The sequence below is a fragment of the Flammeovirga yaeyamensis genome (assembly GCF_018736045.1).
GTDB classification, from domain to species: domain Bacteria; phylum Bacteroidota; class Bacteroidia; order Cytophagales; family Flammeovirgaceae; genus Flammeovirga; species Flammeovirga yaeyamensis.
The window spans coordinates 4,163,143-4,182,012 of sequence record NZ_CP076132.1 but is presented as its reverse complement, the minus strand read 5'-3'; the positions used below and the strand labels follow the sequence as shown (position 1 = coordinate 4,182,012).

The 18,870-nt window shown below is 35.6% G+C and carries 14 protein-coding genes and 1 tRNA gene; 5 read left to right on the top strand and 10 right to left on the bottom strand.

Going from position 1 to position 18,870, the window contains the following annotated elements; translation table 11 throughout:
• Positions 1-54: 54 nt before the first annotated feature.
• On the bottom strand, positions 55-1,017 hold the full coding sequence (locus tag KMW28_RS16485; RefSeq protein ID WP_169662765.1) for a helix-turn-helix domain-containing protein: 963 nt from the start codon (positions 1,015-1,017) through the stop codon (positions 55-57).
• Between the two features lie 237 nt (positions 1,018-1,254).
• Here KMW28_RS16485 and KMW28_RS16480 point away from each other — a divergent pair, with 237 nt between their 5' ends.
• From KMW28_RS16480 to KMW28_RS16470, 3 genes are all read left to right on the top strand, one after another.
• Positions 1,255-1,902 (top strand): NUDIX hydrolase, encoded by a 648-nt coding sequence (locus KMW28_RS16480; protein ID WP_169662764.1) that lies wholly within the window; start codon positions 1,255-1,257, stop codon positions 1,900-1,902.
• Positions 1,903-2,059: 157 nt separating this feature from the next.
• Positions 2,060-3,046: an SDR family NAD(P)-dependent oxidoreductase gene (locus KMW28_RS16475; RefSeq protein ID WP_169662763.1), complete on the top strand. Its 987-nt coding sequence runs from the start codon at positions 2,060-2,062 to the stop codon at positions 3,044-3,046.
• Positions 3,047-3,219: 173 nt separating this feature from the next.
• Positions 3,220-3,858, top strand: a complete 639-nt coding sequence (locus tag KMW28_RS16470; RefSeq protein ID WP_169662762.1) for a hypothetical protein — start codon at positions 3,220-3,222, stop codon at positions 3,856-3,858.
• A 93-nt stretch (positions 3,859-3,951) separates the two neighbouring features.
• Here KMW28_RS16470 and hemN read toward each other — a convergent pair whose 3' ends face one another.
• Together hemN and KMW28_RS16460 are read right to left on the bottom strand one after the other, a co-directional pair.
• Positions 3,952-5,316, bottom strand: a complete 1,365-nt coding sequence (gene hemN / locus KMW28_RS16465) for an oxygen-independent coproporphyrinogen III oxidase (protein ID WP_066212787.1) — start codon at positions 5,314-5,316, stop codon at positions 3,952-3,954.
• 77 nt (positions 5,317-5,393) lie between these two features.
• The gene (locus KMW28_RS16460; protein WP_169662761.1) at positions 5,394-6,185 is read right to left on the bottom strand and encodes a PhzF family phenazine biosynthesis protein; all 792 of its coding nucleotides are present in this window, start codon (positions 6,183-6,185) and stop codon (positions 5,394-5,396) included.
• A gap of 124 nt (positions 6,186-6,309) precedes the next feature.
• On the opposite strand from KMW28_RS16460, the gene KMW28_RS16455 reads away from it, so the two are divergent.
• Positions 6,310-6,768 (top strand): DM13 domain-containing protein, encoded by a 459-nt coding sequence (locus tag KMW28_RS16455; protein WP_169662760.1) that lies wholly within the window; start codon positions 6,310-6,312, stop codon positions 6,766-6,768.
• Positions 6,769-6,898: 130 nt separating this feature from the next.
• Here the strand turns inward: KMW28_RS16455 and feoB are convergent, their stop codons facing one another.
• Both feoB and KMW28_RS16445 read right to left on the bottom strand, forming a co-directional pair.
• A complete protein-coding gene (gene feoB / locus KMW28_RS16450; protein WP_169662759.1) occupies positions 6,899-9,022 on the bottom strand; it encodes a ferrous iron transport protein B in 2,124 nt (707 codons plus the stop codon).
• A 5-nt stretch (positions 9,023-9,027) separates the two neighbouring features.
• Positions 9,028-9,252, bottom strand: coding sequence for a FeoA family protein (locus KMW28_RS16445; RefSeq protein ID WP_066212806.1), 225 nt, complete (start codon positions 9,250-9,252; stop codon positions 9,028-9,030).
• A 166-nt stretch (positions 9,253-9,418) separates the two neighbouring features.
• Between KMW28_RS16445 and KMW28_RS16440 the strand changes: the two genes are divergently transcribed.
• On the top strand, positions 9,419-10,345 hold the full coding sequence (locus KMW28_RS16440; protein WP_169662758.1) for an alpha/beta fold hydrolase: 927 nt from the start codon (positions 9,419-9,421) through the stop codon (positions 10,343-10,345).
• Between the two features lie 52 nt (positions 10,346-10,397).
• Here the strand turns inward: KMW28_RS16440 and KMW28_RS16435 are convergent.
• The 5 genes from KMW28_RS16435 to KMW28_RS16415 all read right to left on the bottom strand — a co-directional run bounded on the left by KMW28_RS16435 (position 10,398) and on the right by KMW28_RS16415 (position 18,662).
• A tRNA-His gene (locus tag KMW28_RS16435) sits at positions 10,398-10,471 on the bottom strand.
• Positions 10,472-10,639: 168 nt separating this feature from the next.
• Positions 10,640-12,790 (bottom strand): glutamine synthetase III family protein, encoded by a 2,151-nt coding sequence (locus tag KMW28_RS16430; protein ID WP_169662757.1) that lies wholly within the window; start codon positions 12,788-12,790, stop codon positions 10,640-10,642.
• 544 nt (positions 12,791-13,334) lie between these two features.
• Entirely contained in the window at positions 13,335-14,453 is a 1,119-nt protein-coding gene (locus KMW28_RS16425; RefSeq protein ID WP_169662756.1) for an outer membrane beta-barrel protein, read from the bottom strand.
• A gap of 193 nt (positions 14,454-14,646) precedes the next feature.
• A complete protein-coding gene (locus KMW28_RS16420; protein WP_169662755.1) occupies positions 14,647-15,945 on the bottom strand; it encodes an ammonium transporter in 1,299 nt (432 codons plus the stop codon).
• 332 nt (positions 15,946-16,277) lie between these two features.
• On the bottom strand, positions 16,278-18,662 hold the full coding sequence (locus KMW28_RS16415; RefSeq protein WP_169662754.1) for a type IA DNA topoisomerase: 2,385 nt from the start codon (positions 18,660-18,662) through the stop codon (positions 16,278-16,280).
• Between the last annotated feature and the right edge of the window lie 208 nt (positions 18,663-18,870).

Here is an 18,870-nt window from a genome sequence, read left to right as displayed (position 1 = left end):
AAACGGCCATTATTTGATGCAAATTGATAAATTTTAATCGCTGTTTGTTAGATTCTAATTGTTGTCGTCCTGACTGTTTTTAAAGTCCTTTGGGCTGATTCCATACGATTTTTTAAAGACCATAGAAAAATGACTGGCATTGGAGAACCCAAGATCCATGGCAATCATAGACATTGATTTTTTATTTTCTTTGAGTAATCGTTTGGCTTCTTCCAAACGTACTTGCTGCTGAAATTTATAGATAGGTTGCTTGAAGAAAGTCTTGAATAATAAACGCAAACGACTCACACTCATACCACATTCCATCGCCAATTTATTGATATCGATATTGGCTCCGTTCTGATCAATAATTAATTGACGTGCAGTAAACAGGTTTTTCATATTGAGGTTCATGTCCTCTTTCTCTTCCGCATGAAGTGAGAAACGTTGTAAAGAAAGTGTGATCAGGTAATCTAAGCAGTTTTTGATGAGTTCCTGACGGAAGAAGTCCTTTTTGTCAATATCAAATGCTCTAACCAAGGTACCAAGCATCATATTGTTTAGTCGATCATAAATTAGAAAGTTTCCTAGCTCATCTAGTTTCTCTTTCAAAGGAGGTGATAAACTGATCATTCTTTCGAATTCATCATCAGCTATTTTTACAATAACGGCTTTAATAGGTACTTTAGCAGGCTGAAACCAGGCGATATTCTTTTTGGAATCGTTGGTTAAAATCACCCCTTCTAATTCGATATTTTTATCGGTATTTAAAGCAACAAATTTTTCTTGATGGGAGTGAGGTAAGCCAAATAAGAAGTTGACAAATCCATCATCGTCCTTTAGATCGTCGCCTTCTAGAGGAGCATGCAAAAGGTAATCGAACTGTAAAGCAAAATGTTCATCACTAAAAAGAAAGCTGTTCAAAACCCCTTTTCCGATATGATTATCAAAGGATAATTGATTTTTTGTTCTTTTGGCTTTTAGTTTTTCTTGCCAATAATCTAAAAGTATATCAAGTTGTTTTGCTGCTTTCGACATGCTTAATAAAGGTGTTAGTAATGTCTATTTTTCTTTGATGAACTTACCAACAATTTTGTTTTATTGCAAACATTTATGGTACAATATCAATTAATGTATTGAAGTAGATATGCAAACATATTTGATATTGCATTTACTTTTTTCTCAATTTATCGTAAATTAAATATGTGCTTTGTGTGAATGGGCATTTAATGTGCGATATCACTTTTTACTATATCCATTACAATTACATCATATATGAAATATACTCAAGGAATCATTCATGATTGGGAAAATAAACTAAAGGACTTACTAGAATCTGAACTACCAGGAAGATTTGCACACGATTTAATGTCGTCTCAGCATCGTCAGGATGTAACGCCAATAAAAATACCTACCACTGCTAGAAAGGCAGCTGTTCTAATTTTATTGAAAGAATCGGGTGATACATGGATGTTTCCGTTAATTAAACGTCCGTCTTATGATGGAGTGCACAGCGGTCAGATGGCTTTTCCCGGTGGAAAAATGGATGATACTGACGAAGATATTATATATACTGCCTTAAGAGAATGTGAGGAAGAGGTAGGAATAAAAGTCGATCGATCTCAAGTGATCGGGAGATTATCTGATTTATATATTCCACCATCGAATATGCACGTAGTTCCTGTAGTGGCCACTTATCACGAAGAATTTGATTATACTATTGATGAGTATGAGGTAGATCAAGTAGTCGAGGCTACGATAGACCAGCTTCAAGATCCTGGAAATCATACAGAATATAAGTTCAAAACACCAAAAGGTCAGATTTATAAAACCCCTTCTTTTGAGGTGGATGGTCATACCGTTTGGGGTGCTACAGCTATGATGTTAAGTGAGTTATTGATGATTATCGAGAAGCTTGATTGAACTAAAATCATTATCAAAAAATAAAATATAAAGTCCAAATTCACCGTTTGGACTTTTTTTACAACTCTTTGATCTTTTTCACCAATTAAACAACACCACTAACCGCCACCTTTGTAATGTTCATTAAGTAAAACAAAAACAAAACTCTTATACTACTATGAAAACATTACAATCACAATCGGTATTCATCACAGGTGCAAATGGAGGAATGGGTAAGGAAACCACTAAGATCCTTACTAAACTAGGCTACAAGAGAATAGCAATGGCTTGTAGAACTGTTGAGAAAGCAGACATCGCAAAAATTGAAATCTCAAACGAACTAGGAAATATAAAATTTGATGCTTTAGAAACCTATGGCGGTTTTGATATGAACAATCCTAAAGCTATTGAAGAGGCGGTGAATAATTTACCCTCCGACAAACCATTCGATGTGGTCTTCTTACAATCGGGAGGAGTGGTGTTTACCAAAGATTTCCAATTTATAGAACATCAAGGAAGAAAGTTTGAAAAGACGATTTTCCAGAATACTATTGGAGGTTATATCACTTTGTATCATTTAAAGAGAAGAGGATTATTGAAACCAAATGCCAAAGTGATCTTTGCCGGTGGAGAAGGAGCAAGAGGTATTCCTGGTATGATCGAAAAGCCATCGTTTTCATCGCCCAAACAACTATCTGATTATGTATATGGACAATCGGATGTGAAATACAAAGACATGAATGCTATGGGAGTTTCTAAATATTCTAGTGCTCTCCTTACTCAAAAATTAGCAGAGTTATATAAAGATGAATTGGAGGTGATTTGGTTTACTCCTGGCTTGACGTATGGTACAAATGGGTTAGCGGCCAAACCGGCTATCGAACGTTTCTTCTTGGAGAAAATCGGTTTTGGAATGATGGCATTGTTTGGAATTGCTCAAAGTCCAAAAGCAGCAGCACAAAAATATGTGGATGCCATTGAAGGAAGGTACGGAAAGAATGGAGATGTTCTAGGTGCTCCTGATAAAAAGATGTTGGGTAAAATTACCGATCAAAAACCTATGAACGAAGCCTTAACAGATGCCACTTTAATTGATGAGTTTTGGCACATTATCAAAGAGAACTTTGGAGAGTTGCCCAAGTCTACATTGGCGAATGTGGGGTAATTATCAATCATAAAGAGTAAGTAACGATTAGATAGTTAAGAGTAGAGAGTGATGAAGTTTTTTGACTTCTCACTCTTTTTTTTATCTCATTTTATTAAATCATACAAAATAAAGTTTGTTTATCACTTTTTATGAAATAGTTTTGTAGTACTTAACAAACTAATTTTTTTATCATGCAAACTCTTATTAAAAAGCTAAGCTTACTAATTGTGACTAATTTTTTACTCTTCGGATGTGCTTCTTCTTATCATCCGATTGCTCCTCAAAGTCTAAGTTATAATTCCACATATAAGCTGGATGACTTCAAACTAAGGTATGAGTATAATGTACTTAGAAATAATAAGTACAAGAAAAAAGAATCGAAAAGAGGAATTCACTTAGTAGCAGTTGAATTTACTAATAACTCTGATCATGACGTGGTTTTTGGTAAAGATGTACTTTTATTATCAACAAGTGGTGCTTACTTGGATCCTATAAGCACTCAAGATGCATTCGTTGGATTGAAACAATCTGTAGAATCCTATTTGTTGTACCTTCTATTAAGTTTTACCACTTTTGATCGTACTACTACAGATTCTAATGGAAGAACAGAATCAAGTTCATTTCCTATTGGATTGATCATCGGTCCAGGTATCGCAGGAGGTAATATGATTACAGCCGGTAATGCCAATGCTAAGTTTAAAAGTGAATTGGAAATGTATGATATCATGAATAAGACTATCCATGCAGGAGAGACTAAGCATGGTATTGTTGCTCTACGAACTAATTCATATCCATCTTTGACTTTAAAACTAGCTGGAGATCAAGAGTAATAATAAAAAGGAGTTAGATGCAACTTTAGATGCTCCTAACTCCTTTTTTATTTTCTGAAAAGGCGTTTGATTAAACGTCTTTTTTTATTTCTATTATATCGTCGACGAGAAAATTCTAGCTTGCGGCTTAGCGACCAACATTCTAGCATCCAATGTCATACAAATATTTCTAACGAAAGGTCTACCTTTTTCTGTTACTTCTAATGATCTATCGTTCACGATCACCAAACCGTCTTTTTGCATTTCTTCTAGCTTTTCGTCTAGATTAGCAAATAGAGGTAGTTGGGCCGTCTCATCGTCCCATTCTGTTTCGAAATGACACATCACATTTAAGATATGCTTACGCACCAATAAATCTTCTTCTGATAGTACATGACCTCTGAAAACAGGAAGTTTACCTTCGGCAACAGCTGCTTTGTAATCCTCTACTTTCTTTAAGTTTTGAGCAAATGATGTCCAAGAATCAGAAATTGATGAGCAACCTAAACCTACCATCAATTGAGTGTAAGTTGGAGCATAACCCATAAAGTTTCTGTGTAATGACTTATTATCAGCCGCAATAGCTAATGCATCTGTAGGAAGTGCAAAGTGGTCCATGCCGATTTCTACATAACCTGCTTCTTCGAACATTTCTTTACCTACCTCATACAAAGCTCTTTTTTCCTCGTTCGATGGAAGATCTTCATCAGAGAATCCACGTTGACCTGGAGCAGTCCAAGGCACGTGTGCATAAGAATAATAAGCAATACGATCTGGTCTAAGTGCATTTGATTTTGCAATCGTGTCCTTCACACATTCTAACTTTTGGAATGGTAAACCGAAAACTAAATCAAAGTTGACAGAGGTGTAACCGATCTCTCTTGCCTTGTTGGTAACAAACTCGACTTGCTCATAAGATTGCACTCTATTGATTGCCTTTTGCACAACAGGATCAAAATCCTGAATACCTAAACTCAATCTTCTAAAGCCTACAGCGTAAAGTGCTTCTAGGTGTTCTACAGTTGTATTTACAGGGTTGGCCTCAAAACCCAACTCCATTTCCTCGTGAGCTACAGCATCTTCGAAAATCCCATTAATAAGTTTCTGAAGATTTTCTGGAGAGAAGAAAGTAGGCGTACCACCACCCAAATGTATTTCTTTAATTTTTGCTTTTTCTTCACCAAAAATCTGAACATACATTTTCCACTCTTTTAAAAGTGTATCGATGTACGATTCTTCAACACCATGGTTAACGGTAATACGTTTATTACACCCACAGAAAGTACACAACTTTTCGCAATAAGGAAGGTGTATATATACACTAATACCATCTTTGTCGTTACTTGCTTGGAAAGCATCGGCAACATGGTCAGCCCATTGTTGTAAAGTAGGATCATTGTCCCAAAAAGGTACCGTAGGATAACTTGTGTATCTAGGCCCCGGAACATTATATTTTCTTATGAGTGTCTTGTTTTCCATGCCGCAAATATAATCATATCGATCATGTTTTTAAGGAGAAAGTTATCCTTATTGAGTTTTGTTAAAACTTACCTTTACTAAATAAAGATTTCTCCTTTTAAATATGTTTGTGCTTTTCCAGAAATCAACACCCTTTCTCCTTGGTCTTCACATAGTAATATGCCTCCTCTTTTTGATAACTGATGAGCAACAAGTGATTTTTTACCCAATATTTCTGACCAATGCGGGATCAATACGGTATGTGCAGAACCAGTCACAGGATCTTCGTTGATACCAATGCCTGGGTGAAAAAATCGTGAAACGAAATCAGCTTCATTTGTTCCTTTTGCTGTAACGATGATGCCTAAATCAGGACTTTGATCGTTGATCATGTTAAAATTGGGAGTGAGTTCTTTTACTGTTTTCTCATTTTCCACATGTGCGACCAAGAACATTCCAGATTCGAAACATTCATCGACTTTACAACCTAATGCTTCCTCTAAAAAACTAGGTGTATTTACTTTACTTGGTTTTTGGCTTGGAAAATTAAGTGTCAATCCGTTTTGATCTTTTGTTACAGATAGTTTTCCACTTAAATGAGAAACAAACTGTACTTTATCACTTTCTATATTTTGATGATGAAACAAATAATGAGCTGCAGCTAATGTCGCATGTCCACATAATCTAATCTCAGTTTCTGGCGTAAACCATCGTATTTGATATTCATTTTCAGCAGGAACAAAAAAGACTGTTTCCGCTAAATTATTCTCCATAGCGATGTTTTGCATAGTGTTATCGTTCAGCCATTTATCTAATGGAACGACAGCTGCAGGATTTCCCTGAAAAATATTTTCACAAAAAGCATCAATTTGATAAATTGGAAGTGTCATGTTTTATTCTTTTTAACGACTAACAAAATATGATTAGAATAGTTTATTACTTATTGGATAAATATTCTATGAAATTTTTCAATCTAATTATTATATCAAACTTACAATTTATCTACATTTTACTATGAAAAAATTACTTTATTTTATCTTTCTAGCTTTTACACTTACCATGATTTCTTGTAATGATAACGAGAAACCTGATGCTCTTTCTGAAGATGATGTTTTAGCTTCACAAGAAGAAAGTGATTCAACAGCAGTAGTGGCCGATGAAAATATGGATGGTGTCCTTTCTGGAACTTTTGAAGGGTCAAGTGCTCATCCAAGTACTACAGGTATGGTAACATTAGATGGTAGACAGTTAAGTTTTAATGATGAGTTTTATTCAGATTCAGGTCCAGATTTATTTATTTACTTAGCACAAGATTTAGAAGGAAATGGATTTGTCAACCTAGGTACACTAAAAAGTACGAGAGGTGTGCAAACCTATGAGGTACCAGAAGATATAGATTTCACAAAGAATAAATATGTGCTTGTTTGGTGTCAGCAGTTTGCTGTACTATTTGGTAGTGCAGAGTTGCAATAGATACCTTATATAGATAGCAAAACGGTCATTTGAGGATATCAAATGACCGTTTTTTTCATTTACATTTTGCTCAAAAAAAAGCATAGAGTTGTTGTTCTCTATGCTCTTTCATTCTTAGAATCGATGATCCTTAGAAAATATGGTAAGTAAATAATGCTCCAAAATAAGCGAGTAAACTCATATACGTAAACTGTATTAATGGCCACTTCCAGCTTTTGGTTTCTCTTTTTACTACTGCTAATGTCGACATACATTGCATGGCAAATACATAAAATACCATTAATGAGAATGCTGTTGCAACTGTAAATTCATGTTTTCCAGTACTTGGATCTACTGCTCCAGTAAGTTTTTCTTTTAAAGGAGCAATATCTTCTCCTGCAGAACCGATGCTATATATGGTAGCCATTGTACCAACAAACACCTCTCTTGCGGCAAATGAAGTCACCAAAGCAATAGAGATTTTCCAATCGTATCCTAAAGGAGCAAAAACAGGTTCAATAGCTTTACCCATAATACCTACATAAGAAGCTTCGAGTTGTTTTGCTGCAATATAATCCTCCGTTTGTGCATCAGTTAACCCTTTTTCTACTGATTCTTGTTTTGCAATAGTTTCTGCATTTTCAATGCTATCACCTGGTCCATAAGATGCCAAAGCCCAAAGTACAATAGAAACCATCATAATCACTTTACCAGCTTCAATGATGAATGTCTTCACTTTTTCGGTTACGGTAAGACCCACATTTTTCCAATGCGGCATTTTATATGATGGCAATTCCATTGCAAGGAAAGTAGGTGCATCAGCTTTTAAAATCAATTTAAATACTATACCTGCTAAGAGTGTTGCAACAATACCAAGTAAGTAGAGTCCCATAAAGGCTACTCCTTGTAGATTTAGTAAACCACCCAAAACTGGGGTATTTGGTACAGCAAAAGCAACCAAAATTGCATAAACAGGAATCCTGGCAGAACAAGAGATGAGTGGAGTAACCATAATAGTAATCATACGCTCTTTCCAATTGCCTATTGTTCTAGCCGCCATAACAGCAGGAATCGCACAAGCACCACCAGAAATAAGGGATACAATACTACGACCGCTCATACCAAATTTAGCCATAATTCTATCGAACATATACACTGCTCTAGCCATGTACCCAGATTCTTCCATTAAAGAAATTAGGAAGAATAAAATGGCAATCTGAGGGACGAATATAATAACACCACCAAGACCAGAAAGAATACCATCTGTGATAAGGTCGGTGTACCATGCTTCGGGCATAACATTTTTTACTGCTTCGTTAAGCGTTGCCATGCCTTCATCAATTAAATCCATGGGAACGGAAGCCCACGAGAAAATGGATTGGAAAACCAACATCAATAGAGAAATGAAAATGATAGGTCCCCATATTTTGTTGGTGACGATTTTATCAATTTTATCAGAAAGTGAATCTCCTTCTAAAGATTGAATAGTAATAGAATTATTTACTATTGGACTTAAGGTATTGTATCTAGATAACGTTTCATCAATCTGATACTTCATGTTCTTAAAGTCATCTTCGATAGTGATTTTTTCTATGAAAGTTTTCTGGCTATCATCTAAGAATGGCAATTCATTGTAATGATGTGCCCAAAGTAGTGCTTGATAATTAGATAACTTCTGAGGAGCAAATTCTTTGATTTTATCAATTGTTTTTTTCTCTTCTGAAGTGGCCGTATAAATATGTGAAGTATTATCACCCTTACCGTCGATAAGATCAATAATACTTTTGTTTAATTCGGAAATGCCATCACCTGATCTACCATTAACTTCTATAGCCTTTATTTTTAACTTCTCAGATAGGCGATCAATATCTATTGAAATACCCTGTTTTATGGCTAAGTCTGCCATATTAATGGCCAATACCACAGGAATATGCAAATCTTTAACTTGAGATAATAATAATAGGTGTCTCTCTAAGTTTGTAGCATCTGCAACATATACCACATAATCAGGATAATCTTCTGATGATGGATTAGAGAAACTGTTCAGAACAACTCTTTCATCTGAAGAAGTTGGGTATAAGCTATAAGTACCAGGAAAGTCAATAATTTGTGCTTCAATATCATTTGTAATATGACATGAACCAATTTTCTTATCGACAGTTACGCCAGGAAAGTTACCTACTTTTTGTCTTAATCCGGTTAATTGATTGAATATAGATGATTTACCTACGTTAGGGTTACCAAGTAAGGCTATTTTTATTCGTTTGGAAGTCATAGTGCTTAGTCTGTTGTTGTGAATACACTCTTTGCTTCGGTAAGACCAATAGCAAAAGCATTTTTATCCGATTTTACATAGAGTCCGCCATTAAATGGAGCTTTGCGTATTACTTTGATTCTCTTGCCCGGATATAAACCCAGCTCAATTAATCTACTTCCCACTACTTTATCAGAATATTCTGATATGATTCCTACTACACCAATAGGCAAGGTATCTAAGCTAATCATATTTGAAGTATTATTCACAAATTTAATTTAGACTGATTATAATTAGCAAATGTACAATTATCAACGAATTTTTTATAATTTAAAGGGATCATTTGATTTAAAATTGAATAATTTAAGAGATTATTCAATCTATTATCTGATAATAGATTAAGAAAATAAACAACACATGACTAACGACATCAACACCTCTGAAACTTTTGTAAAAGTAGGGACCGATCAATTATTTGTAAAACATTATGCTCCTTCTGTTGTAAACCCTTCAAAAGCCATCTTAATGATACATGGTAGTATTGAAAGTGGAAGAATATTCTACTCTTTAAAAGATAAAGGATTAGGTCCTTGGTTAGCTTCTAAAGGGTATCAGGTATTTATTCCGGATTTTAGAGGAAGAGGGAGAAGTATGCCGAAAGTATCATCAAATAGTAAGAACAACCAATATGATGCTATTGAAGAAGAAATACCGGCGTTAATCAATTATATATATACTAAAGTAGAAGATGCAGAATTAAACTTTGTAACGCATTCTTGGGGTGGAGTATGGTTGATGGCACATATAGCAAGACATCCTGAGTTAAAAGTAAACAGGATCATCAATATTGCTGTAAAAAGAAGTATTAGTGTCAGTTCTTTTAAAAAATGGTTTGAAGTTGATATCGTATGGAAGTATGTAGGAAAGCTGATGACTAATCTATTTGGTTATTTTCCTGCTGTAGAAATGAAGATAGGGCAGGAGAATGAATCAAGAGGTGTATATGAGGATTGTAGGCGTTGGGTATATGCCAAAGATGAGTGGATCGATATTGAAGATGGGTTTGATTACATTAATGAATTTGCACATAGGAAGTGCATTCCACCAACTTTATACATTACTGGGCTAAAGGAATTTTATTTGGGGCATCAAACCGATGTAAAACGTTTGATGAAAGAAGTGAATGGAGCACATGATCAATTTATATTATTATCAAAAGAAACTGGATTTGCACACGATTATGATCATATCAATATCTGTACTTCAAAAAGTGGGAGTGATGATCATTTTCCTTTAATTGAGGCTTGGTTGAAATCTGAGGATATAGCCCCTTGGGTAAAATAGAATTAATAAAAAAGGCTTATCATTACTGATAAGCCTTTGTGCTTTTTAGTAGGGCGGATGATGGGATTCGAACCCACGGCCCCCGGAACCACAAACCGGTGCTCTAACCAACTGAGCTACAACCGCCGTGTTTAGCGATGCAAATATAACAGTATAAAAATAAAAAATGCAACAGTTATCTGAGATAAAAGTTGCATTTTTTTATAAATGACTTGAAGTCAGCGGGAAAAATGCCCTCATGATTCCAAAGAACCATGAGGTGTATAAACATCCCACATTATATTATATCCTTAATTACTTAAGGAATAACATTTCTGAGTATTTAGGTAGAGGCCATTCAGCGTCATCTACGAACAACTCAAGACGATCTACTGCTTCACGGATAGTGTCGAAGTATTTGTGCTTGATGCTGTCACAGAACTCAACAGCTTGAGCATTTGTGTCCTCGATTTCAAGAACTCTATCACGCTCAGTTACCATTGCAGCAACACCTTCTTTAGCTTGTGCCATAAATCCAGTTACTTCCTTAAGTGTAGTAGTGATAGCAGAAGCATCAAGACCAAGAGCAGAAAGTTTCGTAGCTGAATCAGCTAATTTAGATACATAGCTAGCAGAAGCAGGAATTACTTTGTTCAATACGATCTCTTCCATTGCTTTCGATTCGATATCGATCTTAGTAGAGTAGATCTCTGACCATACATCGTGACGAGCTTCGATTTCTCTTTCAGTAAACACGTTGTGCTTAGCGAAGATCTCTTTAGCTTCAGCTGAGATGAAGAAGTCTAAAGCACGTGGAGTATCTTTAACGTTAGATAAACCTCTTGATTCAGCCTCATCAACCCACTCTTGAGAATAACCATCACCTTCGAAACGGATAGCCTCAGATTCTTTGATGTATTGTACTAAGATTTCTCTGATAGCAGCTTCTTTGTCTTTACCGCCAGCGATAGCAGCGTCAACTGAAGCTTTGAATTGAGTCAATTGCTCAGCAACGATCAAGTTCAACACTGTCATTGGAGTTGCAGTGTTTTGCGTTGAACCTACTGCACGGAACTCAAATTTGTTACCAGTAAATGCAAATGGAGAAGTACGGTTACGGTCAGTGTTGTCTAATTTAAGACCAGGAATCTTTTCAACACCTAATTCAATATACTCGTCACCACCTTCAGCGTAAACTAATTTACCTGATTCAGAAACTTCGTTTAAGAAGTTAGTAAGTGTTGATCCTAAGAATACTGACATGATTGCAGGAGGTGCCTCGTTAGCACCTAAACGGTGATCGTTACCTGCAGAAGCGATTGAAGCTCTCATCAAGTCACCATACACGTGAACTGCTTTGATAGTGTTCACTAGGAATGTAAGGAAGTATAAAGAACCTTCAGGTTGGAATAAGTTACGGCCTTTGTTAGTGATCAATGACCAGTTGTTGTGCTTACCAGAACCGTTCAAGTTAGCGAAAGGCTTCTCGTGAAGTAAAACAGCTAAGTTATGCTCACTAGCAACTTGTTCCATAACGTCCATCATCAACAAGTTGTGATCTACAGCTGTGTTGATTTCTTCATATAATGGAGCTGCTTCGAATTGACCTGGAGCTACCTCATTGTGACGAGTAGTTACAGGAATACCTAATTTGTGGCATTGTAATTCGAAATCTTTCATGAATGCAGCAACACGTGGAGCGATAGAACCGAAATAGTGATCGTCTAATTGCTGACCATGTGGAGGCTTAGCACCAAATAAAGTACGACCTGCGATGTATAAGTCAGGACGTGCAGCGTAGAAAGCTTTATCTACTAGGAAGTACTCTTGCTCACAACCTAATGAAGCAGAAATACTAGTAACACCTTCTTCGAAATAGTTACAAACATCGATAGTCGCTTTGTTAATAGCTTCTTGTGCTTTTAACAAAGGAGTTTTGTAATCCAATGTATCTCCAGTGTAAGAAACGAAGATCGTAGGGATACAAAGCGTTTTGTTTGTAATGAAGATAGGTGATGATGGATCCCAACCAGTATAACCACGTGCTTGGTTTGTTGCACGAATACCACCGTTAGGGAATGAAGAAGCATCTGGCTCTTGTTGAGTAAGTGTTGAACCTTTGAAAGTTTCAATACCTTTTGTGTAATCAAAGAAAGAATCGTGCTTTTCTGCAGAAGATCCAGTTAGTGGTTGGAACCAGTGAGTGTGGTGAGTAACACCTTTAGAAACGGCCCAAGTCATTACTGCAGATGCAACAGCGTCAGCAGTAGCCTCGTCGATTTTAGTACCGTACTTCACTGCAGATTCTACTTTTTTGTAGATAGCTGGAGCAAGTGCAGCTTTCATTTGAGTAAGACCGAAACAGTCCTCGCCAAAATAATCTGAGATTTTGTTAGACGGAGCTTCAACTTCTTTTGCTGTTCTAGCTGAAGCTGTCTCAAGGGCGTTAAAACGAAGATTTGTCATTGTAATGTGAGATTAAAAAAACTATAGCCTAGCACACATTCAAAACGATAAACACATTTCTGTTTGTTAGTACTTAGGCGAAGTTGAAATTTTGTTTACGTTTCAAATATGACTCGGATTTTTAAAAAAATCAAGAAAATTTGGTACTTATGGGTGTAATTTTGTCTTAATAGACTTAAAATGATGAAAATTTCATAATCAAGGGTATTTTTTTATACTCTATTCGATTTTTTAGTCTCTTTAAGTGTGTAAATAACACATTTAGAGCTGTTTTTTTGAGGGTTTTCTTTGTGATTTAGGGAGGTAGTTGAAAAATTATTTGTCTTTATTGATGTTCCTGGAGTTTCTTCCTTAATATATAGAGAAGGTAGAGGAGGATTGGTGTGACTGTATTGTTGTATTCAATAAAGTTTCAAGCTTTTGATTTCGTTCTTTTTATCACTCATAATTTATAGTGATAGTTCAGAAATTTCTTGATCAATAAAAAAGCCAACCTTATTAATAAGGTTGGCTTCATATATAATTATAGTATTGTTAGTCTTTCTTAGAAAGCATATACAACTGCTAAAGTAGCTTGAGTAGCTGATTTTGAATCAAAATCAGATGCAGCTTCTTTTTCTTTAGAACCGAAGAAGATTTCAGTGTCAGCAGCGTCATATCTTAATTCAGGAATTACCATTAGTGGTCCTAAAGCAATGTTACCTGATAAAGTGAATGCGTTGATATTAACAGTTGACTCCTCTAGAGTGTTGTCACCCGATGGCTTGTAAGTATCTGCAAAGTTTTCGTAACGTAAACCTAAAGCAAATGACTCAGATAATGCATATTGTCCATAAAGAGCTACACCAGTGTAAACTTGATCAGCAGTAGCTAAATCGACTGTGTATTGGTCTTTTTTATCAGCCCAAGCAGCGTTTAAACCTAAGTAGAAAGCGTCAGTAACTTGGTAACCTGCAGTGATATCAACAACAGTTCTTGTTGAAGATGTGAAACCGTTCAAGTAAACATCGAAACCTTCAGCTGGAGCAACATATAATTGAGCACCTAAACCACTCATACCTAAGTTAGGAGCAGCACTGTATGAATCCCACTCGTTAGTGAAAACACCAACCATTAAAGCAACTCTATCAGAGAATGCGTAATCAAACTTCAAACCAGCATTTTGGAAAGGACCGTTTGAGAATAAGTAAGAAGTAGAGTAGTTGAAGTTACCTGTTGGAGAGATAATTTCGTAACCAACAAATGTACCCATGAAACCAGCAGTTGCTGATAATTTCTCAGTTAGTTGGTATGAAGCATATAAGTTTTGGATATGGAAGTTACCGTCACCGATAGAACCGTTAGATCTTGGACCAAAAGATAAATCTGCAACAAATGAAGCTTTACCTAAAGTTTGTGATAAGATCACGTTAGCCATACCTAAATTGATCGAGTTTTGCTCGCCTTGGAAACTTGTTCCAATATTCATAGCATCTGTACCAGCAAAATCATAGTTGTAGAATAAATCTACTGAACCTGAAATTGAAAGTTTATTTGCTTCTGTTTCTTCTGTTGCTTCTACAGATTCTTCAGCGATAACTTCAGTCTCTGCTGAATCTTGTGCCATAACAATTGAACCCGTAAACAATAGGGATGCGATTAAAGAGAATACCTTAGTTTTCATCTTAAATAGTAAATTTAAATAGAGGTGAATAATAATATTTGTTGGATATACTTACTTCGCACACAATGAAGTAACTATATAATCATAAGTTCGATTAGTTGAGAACGTTAGAACTTACAATGAGATGTTTATAATTTTTGTATAACGATTATATAAACGAAGGAGAGGATTGCCTCTCCTTCTATATAATATCTTAGTTATCGAAAGTGATAGTATAACCACGGATACCGTGCTCATGGCTATCAAGACCTTCGTTTTCGTGCTCTTCAGAAACTCTTACACCGATAGTGAATTTCAATGCATAGAAGATTGCAAGTGATGAGAAGAATGCTACTGCACCGTAAGCTGCAACACCTGTCAATTGAGTGATGAATTGAGACATACCAGCTTTTTGACCTAATACACCAATTGCTAAAGTACCAATAATACCACAAGTTAAGTGAACAGAAACTGCACCAACGCAATCATCCAATTTCAGTTTATCCATGCCAATTGCAGAGAATACTACAACAACACCACATGCGATACCAATAAGGATTGCTTCGTTTGGAGACATTTGGTCGGCACCAGCAGTAATACCTACTAAACCAGCAAGAATACCGTTCAATACCATACCTAAGTCGAAACGTTTGAAGGCGATATAACCACCTAGCCATCCACCGATAGCACCTGCAGCTGCAGCTAAAGTAGTAGTTACTAATACTAATGAGATTGACTCAGGATCTGCAGAAAGAACTGATCCACCGTTAAATCCGAACCATCCGAACCATAATAAGAATACACCAATTACAGCTAAAGGAACTGAAGAACCTGGCTTGTCGATTACTTTACCGTTAACATACTTACCTTTACGAGCACCAATTGCAATGATACCTGCTAAAGCAGCCCATCCACCAACTGAGTGTACTACTGTAGAACCAGCGAAGTCATAGAAGCCCATTTCAGACAACCATCCGCCACCCCAGTGCCATGAACCTAGTACAGGGTAGATGAAACCTACAAGGAAGAAAGTGAAAATAAAGTAAGCTGAGATTTTGATACGTTCTGCAACAGCACCTGATACAATAGTTGCACAAGTTGCTGCGAACATTGCTTGGAATAAGAAGTCAGTCCAATAAGTATAAGCTCCACCTGCGTAACCTAAAGAAGTGTATCCTTCTGGTAAGCTAAGACCCCATCCTGCGAAACCAAAGATTCCGTTGAATTCTCCTGGGTACATTAAATTGAAACCGAACCAAGCGTAAGAAATAATACCAACACTTAAATCAACAGTGTTTTTGAAAAGAATGTTTACAGTGTTTTTAGCTTGAGTAAAACCCGCTTCAACACATGCAAAACCTAGTGCCATAATAAATACTAGCATTGTTGAAACTAGCATCCAAATGTTGCTTGCTGTTAAGCCTACATTTTGTAATTGCTCCGCTGTTACAGCCTGAGCTACCGATTCTGTTGCCAACGTTGCGTCGGCAATTAGGTGAATAGATGAGAACATTGCAGTCGAAAATTTTAAAAATTATTAGATAGTGTCATAACCGAATTGATGTGATACTCCGTTTAGTGAGATTCGAATGAATCCCATTAAACGGATCACTCACATCTATTTAGAGAAAAAGGACATATACAAGAAAATCTTGTACTCTTTTCCTCTGATTTCATATACAATTGTAGAAGTATCGCTTAAGAATTGCAAATAGGAGGGTAAAAAAAGACCCTGTTTGTTTGAATTTTTTAAATATTTTCAAAAAACAGGGTTTATTTTAAAGATATATCAACGAAATTATCGTTCTTTTAAATTTATTAAGTTTAAAAATGTACCTAATACTTTTAAATATCTAGTGAAATTGAGAAGTCAGGGTTTAATTTTAACCTACCTTCTCTATTTTTTTCGTTCTCGAAGGTAAATCCCTTCATTTTGGGGGTGATTTTCTTATTTAAGAGTGATTTTAACTGACTTTTGGTGATTTTTTTATCAAAATTGATGAAAGGTACCTTAAAATCGCACCCATTCTTCCAATTTTCACATCCATAAGCCGTTTTTCCTTCAATTATTTGTCCTTTACCACATTTTGGACACATCAATGGTGCTTCTTCTATCTCATTAAATAGCATTTGATACTGTTGATCTAATGTAATCACTCCATTTTTTGAGGTATTGTTGATCTTAAAGCCTTTTATTTCGGGAGTTCTACCTTTAATAATGAGTGATTCAATTTGCTTGTCGGTTAACTTTTTACCCCCAAATTCAAATTTCACTACAAAATCACATGATTTGTCCTTATAACCGAGGCAACCATATGCTGTTTTACCTTTTATCACCTCTTTCTTTTTACATTTTGGGCAAGTAAGGCTCATTTTACCTTTTGCTGTAGGTTTCGAGGTTTGTTTTTTTACTTTAAGGCTTTTAGTTGGCGTTTGTATTTTGAAATTGGTTTGAATTTGTTTTACATTAAAAACAACTTCACCTACCATGTTTTTAATTTCGTTCATGAAATTTTCTACCTGATAACTTCCATCTTCAATTTGTCTTAGTTTTTTTTCCCAAATACCTGTTAGTTCTGCAGATTTGAGTAAATCATTTTGAATAGTATTTATTAAGTCTAAGCCTGCTTGAGTAGGTATGATGTTTTTACGTTGTCTTTCTATATATTTTCGTCTAAATAAAGTCTCAATGATATTGGCACGGGTTGAAGGTCTACCGATACCATTCTCTTTCATAGCTTTTCTTAGCTCATCATCATCCACACTCTTACCTGCAGTTTCCATTGCCCTAAGAAGAGTGGCTTCCGTATATAATTTAGGAGGTTTGGTTTCTTTCATTTGAACTTCTGGCTTGTGTTCACCAGTCTCACCTTCTACAAAGTTTGGTAAGCTTTGCTCTTCATCTTCTCCTTTTTTCTTTTTACGCTTTTTTTCTTCCTCATCCTCCTTTTTAAAGAGAACTCTCCAACCAAGATCAAGAATTTCTTTACCACTTGCTCTAAACTCTGCTTTATCTACTATACCTCTTACTTCTGTTTTAGCTACTTTACAATCAGGGTAGAAGGCCGCAATAAAACGAAGTGCTACTAAATCATATACAGCAGCTTCGTTCTGATTCATATTTCCTGCTTTTATTTTAGTTGGTATGATTGCGTGGTGATCCGTTACCTTTTGATCGTTAAAGACTTTCTTGGTTTTTCGGAAAGGTTTGCCAAACAATGGAGCAGTTTCTTTTGAAAACTTATGAAGTGCTCGCATGGTCGGTCCAATTTCTCCATACATATTATTAGGCAGATAAGTAGTATCTACACGTGGGTAAGTAAGAAGCTTCTTCTCATACAAGCTTTGTGCAATTTTAAGTGTTTGCTCCGCAGAGAAACTAAATTTTTTGTTACACTCTACCTGCAAGGATGTTAAGTCAAATAAATACTGTGGGGCTTCTGTTCCTTCTTTTCTTTGTGTTGATGTTATTTCAAAAGGTTTACCTGTTACATATTCAATGGCTTTGTCTACTCGTTCTTTCTCTGTAAATCTACCTTTTGCATAAGAGAAAAGAACATTTCTATACTTTGTTTTTAATTCCCAATACTTCTCTTTCTTAAAATTCTGAATTTCTAAAAATCGATCGGTTATTAAGGCTAGTGTAGGAGTTTGTACTCTACCTATTGATAATAATTGCTTGTATCCACCAAATTTGATGGTATAAAGTCGTGTAGCATTAATTCCTAAAAGCCAATCGCCAATCGCTCGTGCACTACCTGCCTTATATAATAAGTCAAAATCTTTTTCTTCTTGAAGTTTGTCAAACCCTTTCTTGATGGCTTCTTCAGTTAATGAAGAGATCCAAAGACGTTTTACAGGTGCTTTGCATTTGGCATGATGCAAAACCCATCGTTGTATTAATTCTCCTTCTTGGCCTGCATCACCACAGTTAATGACTTCAGTAGCGTTTTGTACTAAAGATTCTATTACCTTAAACTGCTGTTTTGATCCATCGTTTTCAATAAGTTTAATAGCAAATTTTTGAGGTACGATAGGAAGGGTAATTAAATCCCAACGTTTTAATGTAGGATCATAATCATGTGGCTCTTTTAAGGTGCATAAATGACCAAAAGTCCAGGTGATCTGATATCCATTTCCTTCGAAGTAACCATTCTTTTTATTTTTAGCACCTAATACTTTGGCTAAATCTCTGGCTACACTTGGTTTCTCTGCTATACAAACTTTCATAAATAATCTTTTAGGAATGATAAATTTCTAAAAAAAAAGTTTGAATCATAAACCTTAGACAATTTTATTAAGTAGGAGTAATAAATATCTATTTGATAGTCAATATTGGTATTAACAATTGTTGGTATTAAATCGATCGTTTGATTAAACTTTTTATTGTACTCTCCGTTCATCTAATTGTGTTTGAAACTGAAAAAAACAGAGACAG

What these genes read in the sequence shown, in the direction of transcription:
- KMW28_RS16415 (WP_169662754.1), bottom strand. Translation starts at nt 18,662, where the DNA reads ATGAAAGTTTGTATAGCAGAGAAACCAAGTGTAGCCAGAGATTTAGCC.
- hemN (WP_066212787.1), bottom strand. Translation starts at nt 5,316, where the DNA reads ATGGAAAACAAGACACTCATAAGAAAATATAATGTTCCGGGGCCTAGA.
- KMW28_RS16455 (WP_169662760.1), top strand. Translation starts at nt 6,310, where the DNA reads ATGAAAAAATTACTTTATTTTATCTTTCTAGCTTTTACACTTACCATG.
- KMW28_RS16445 (WP_066212806.1), bottom strand. Translation starts at nt 9,252, where the DNA reads ATGATTAGCTTAGATACCTTGCCTATTGGTGTAGTAGGAATCATATCA.
- KMW28_RS16460 (WP_169662761.1), bottom strand. Translation starts at nt 6,185, where the DNA reads ATGACACTTCCAATTTATCAAATTGATGCTTTTTGTGAAAATATTTTT.
- KMW28_RS16480 (WP_169662764.1), top strand. Translation starts at nt 1,255, where the DNA reads ATGAAATATACTCAAGGAATCATTCATGATTGGGAAAATAAACTAAAG.
- KMW28_RS16475 (WP_169662763.1), top strand. Translation starts at nt 2,060, where the DNA reads ATGAAAACATTACAATCACAATCGGTATTCATCACAGGTGCAAATGGA.
- feoB (WP_169662759.1), bottom strand. Translation starts at nt 9,022, where the DNA reads ATGACTTCCAAACGAATAAAAATAGCCTTACTTGGTAACCCTAACGTA.
- KMW28_RS16420 (WP_169662755.1), bottom strand. Translation starts at nt 15,945, where the DNA reads ATGTTCTCATCTATTCACCTAATTGCCGACGCAACGTTGGCAACAGAA.
- KMW28_RS16470 (WP_169662762.1), top strand. Translation starts at nt 3,220, where the DNA reads ATGCAAACTCTTATTAAAAAGCTAAGCTTACTAATTGTGACTAATTTT.
- KMW28_RS16440 (WP_169662758.1), top strand. Translation starts at nt 9,419, where the DNA reads ATGACTAACGACATCAACACCTCTGAAACTTTTGTAAAAGTAGGGACC.
- KMW28_RS16485 (WP_169662765.1), bottom strand. Translation starts at nt 1,017, where the DNA reads ATGTCGAAAGCAGCAAAACAACTTGATATACTTTTAGATTATTGGCAA.
- KMW28_RS16425 (WP_169662756.1), bottom strand. Translation starts at nt 14,453, where the DNA reads ATGAAAACTAAGGTATTCTCTTTAATCGCATCCCTATTGTTTACGGGT.
- KMW28_RS16430 (WP_169662757.1), bottom strand. Translation starts at nt 12,790, where the DNA reads ATGACAAATCTTCGTTTTAACGCCCTTGAGACAGCTTCAGCTAGAACA.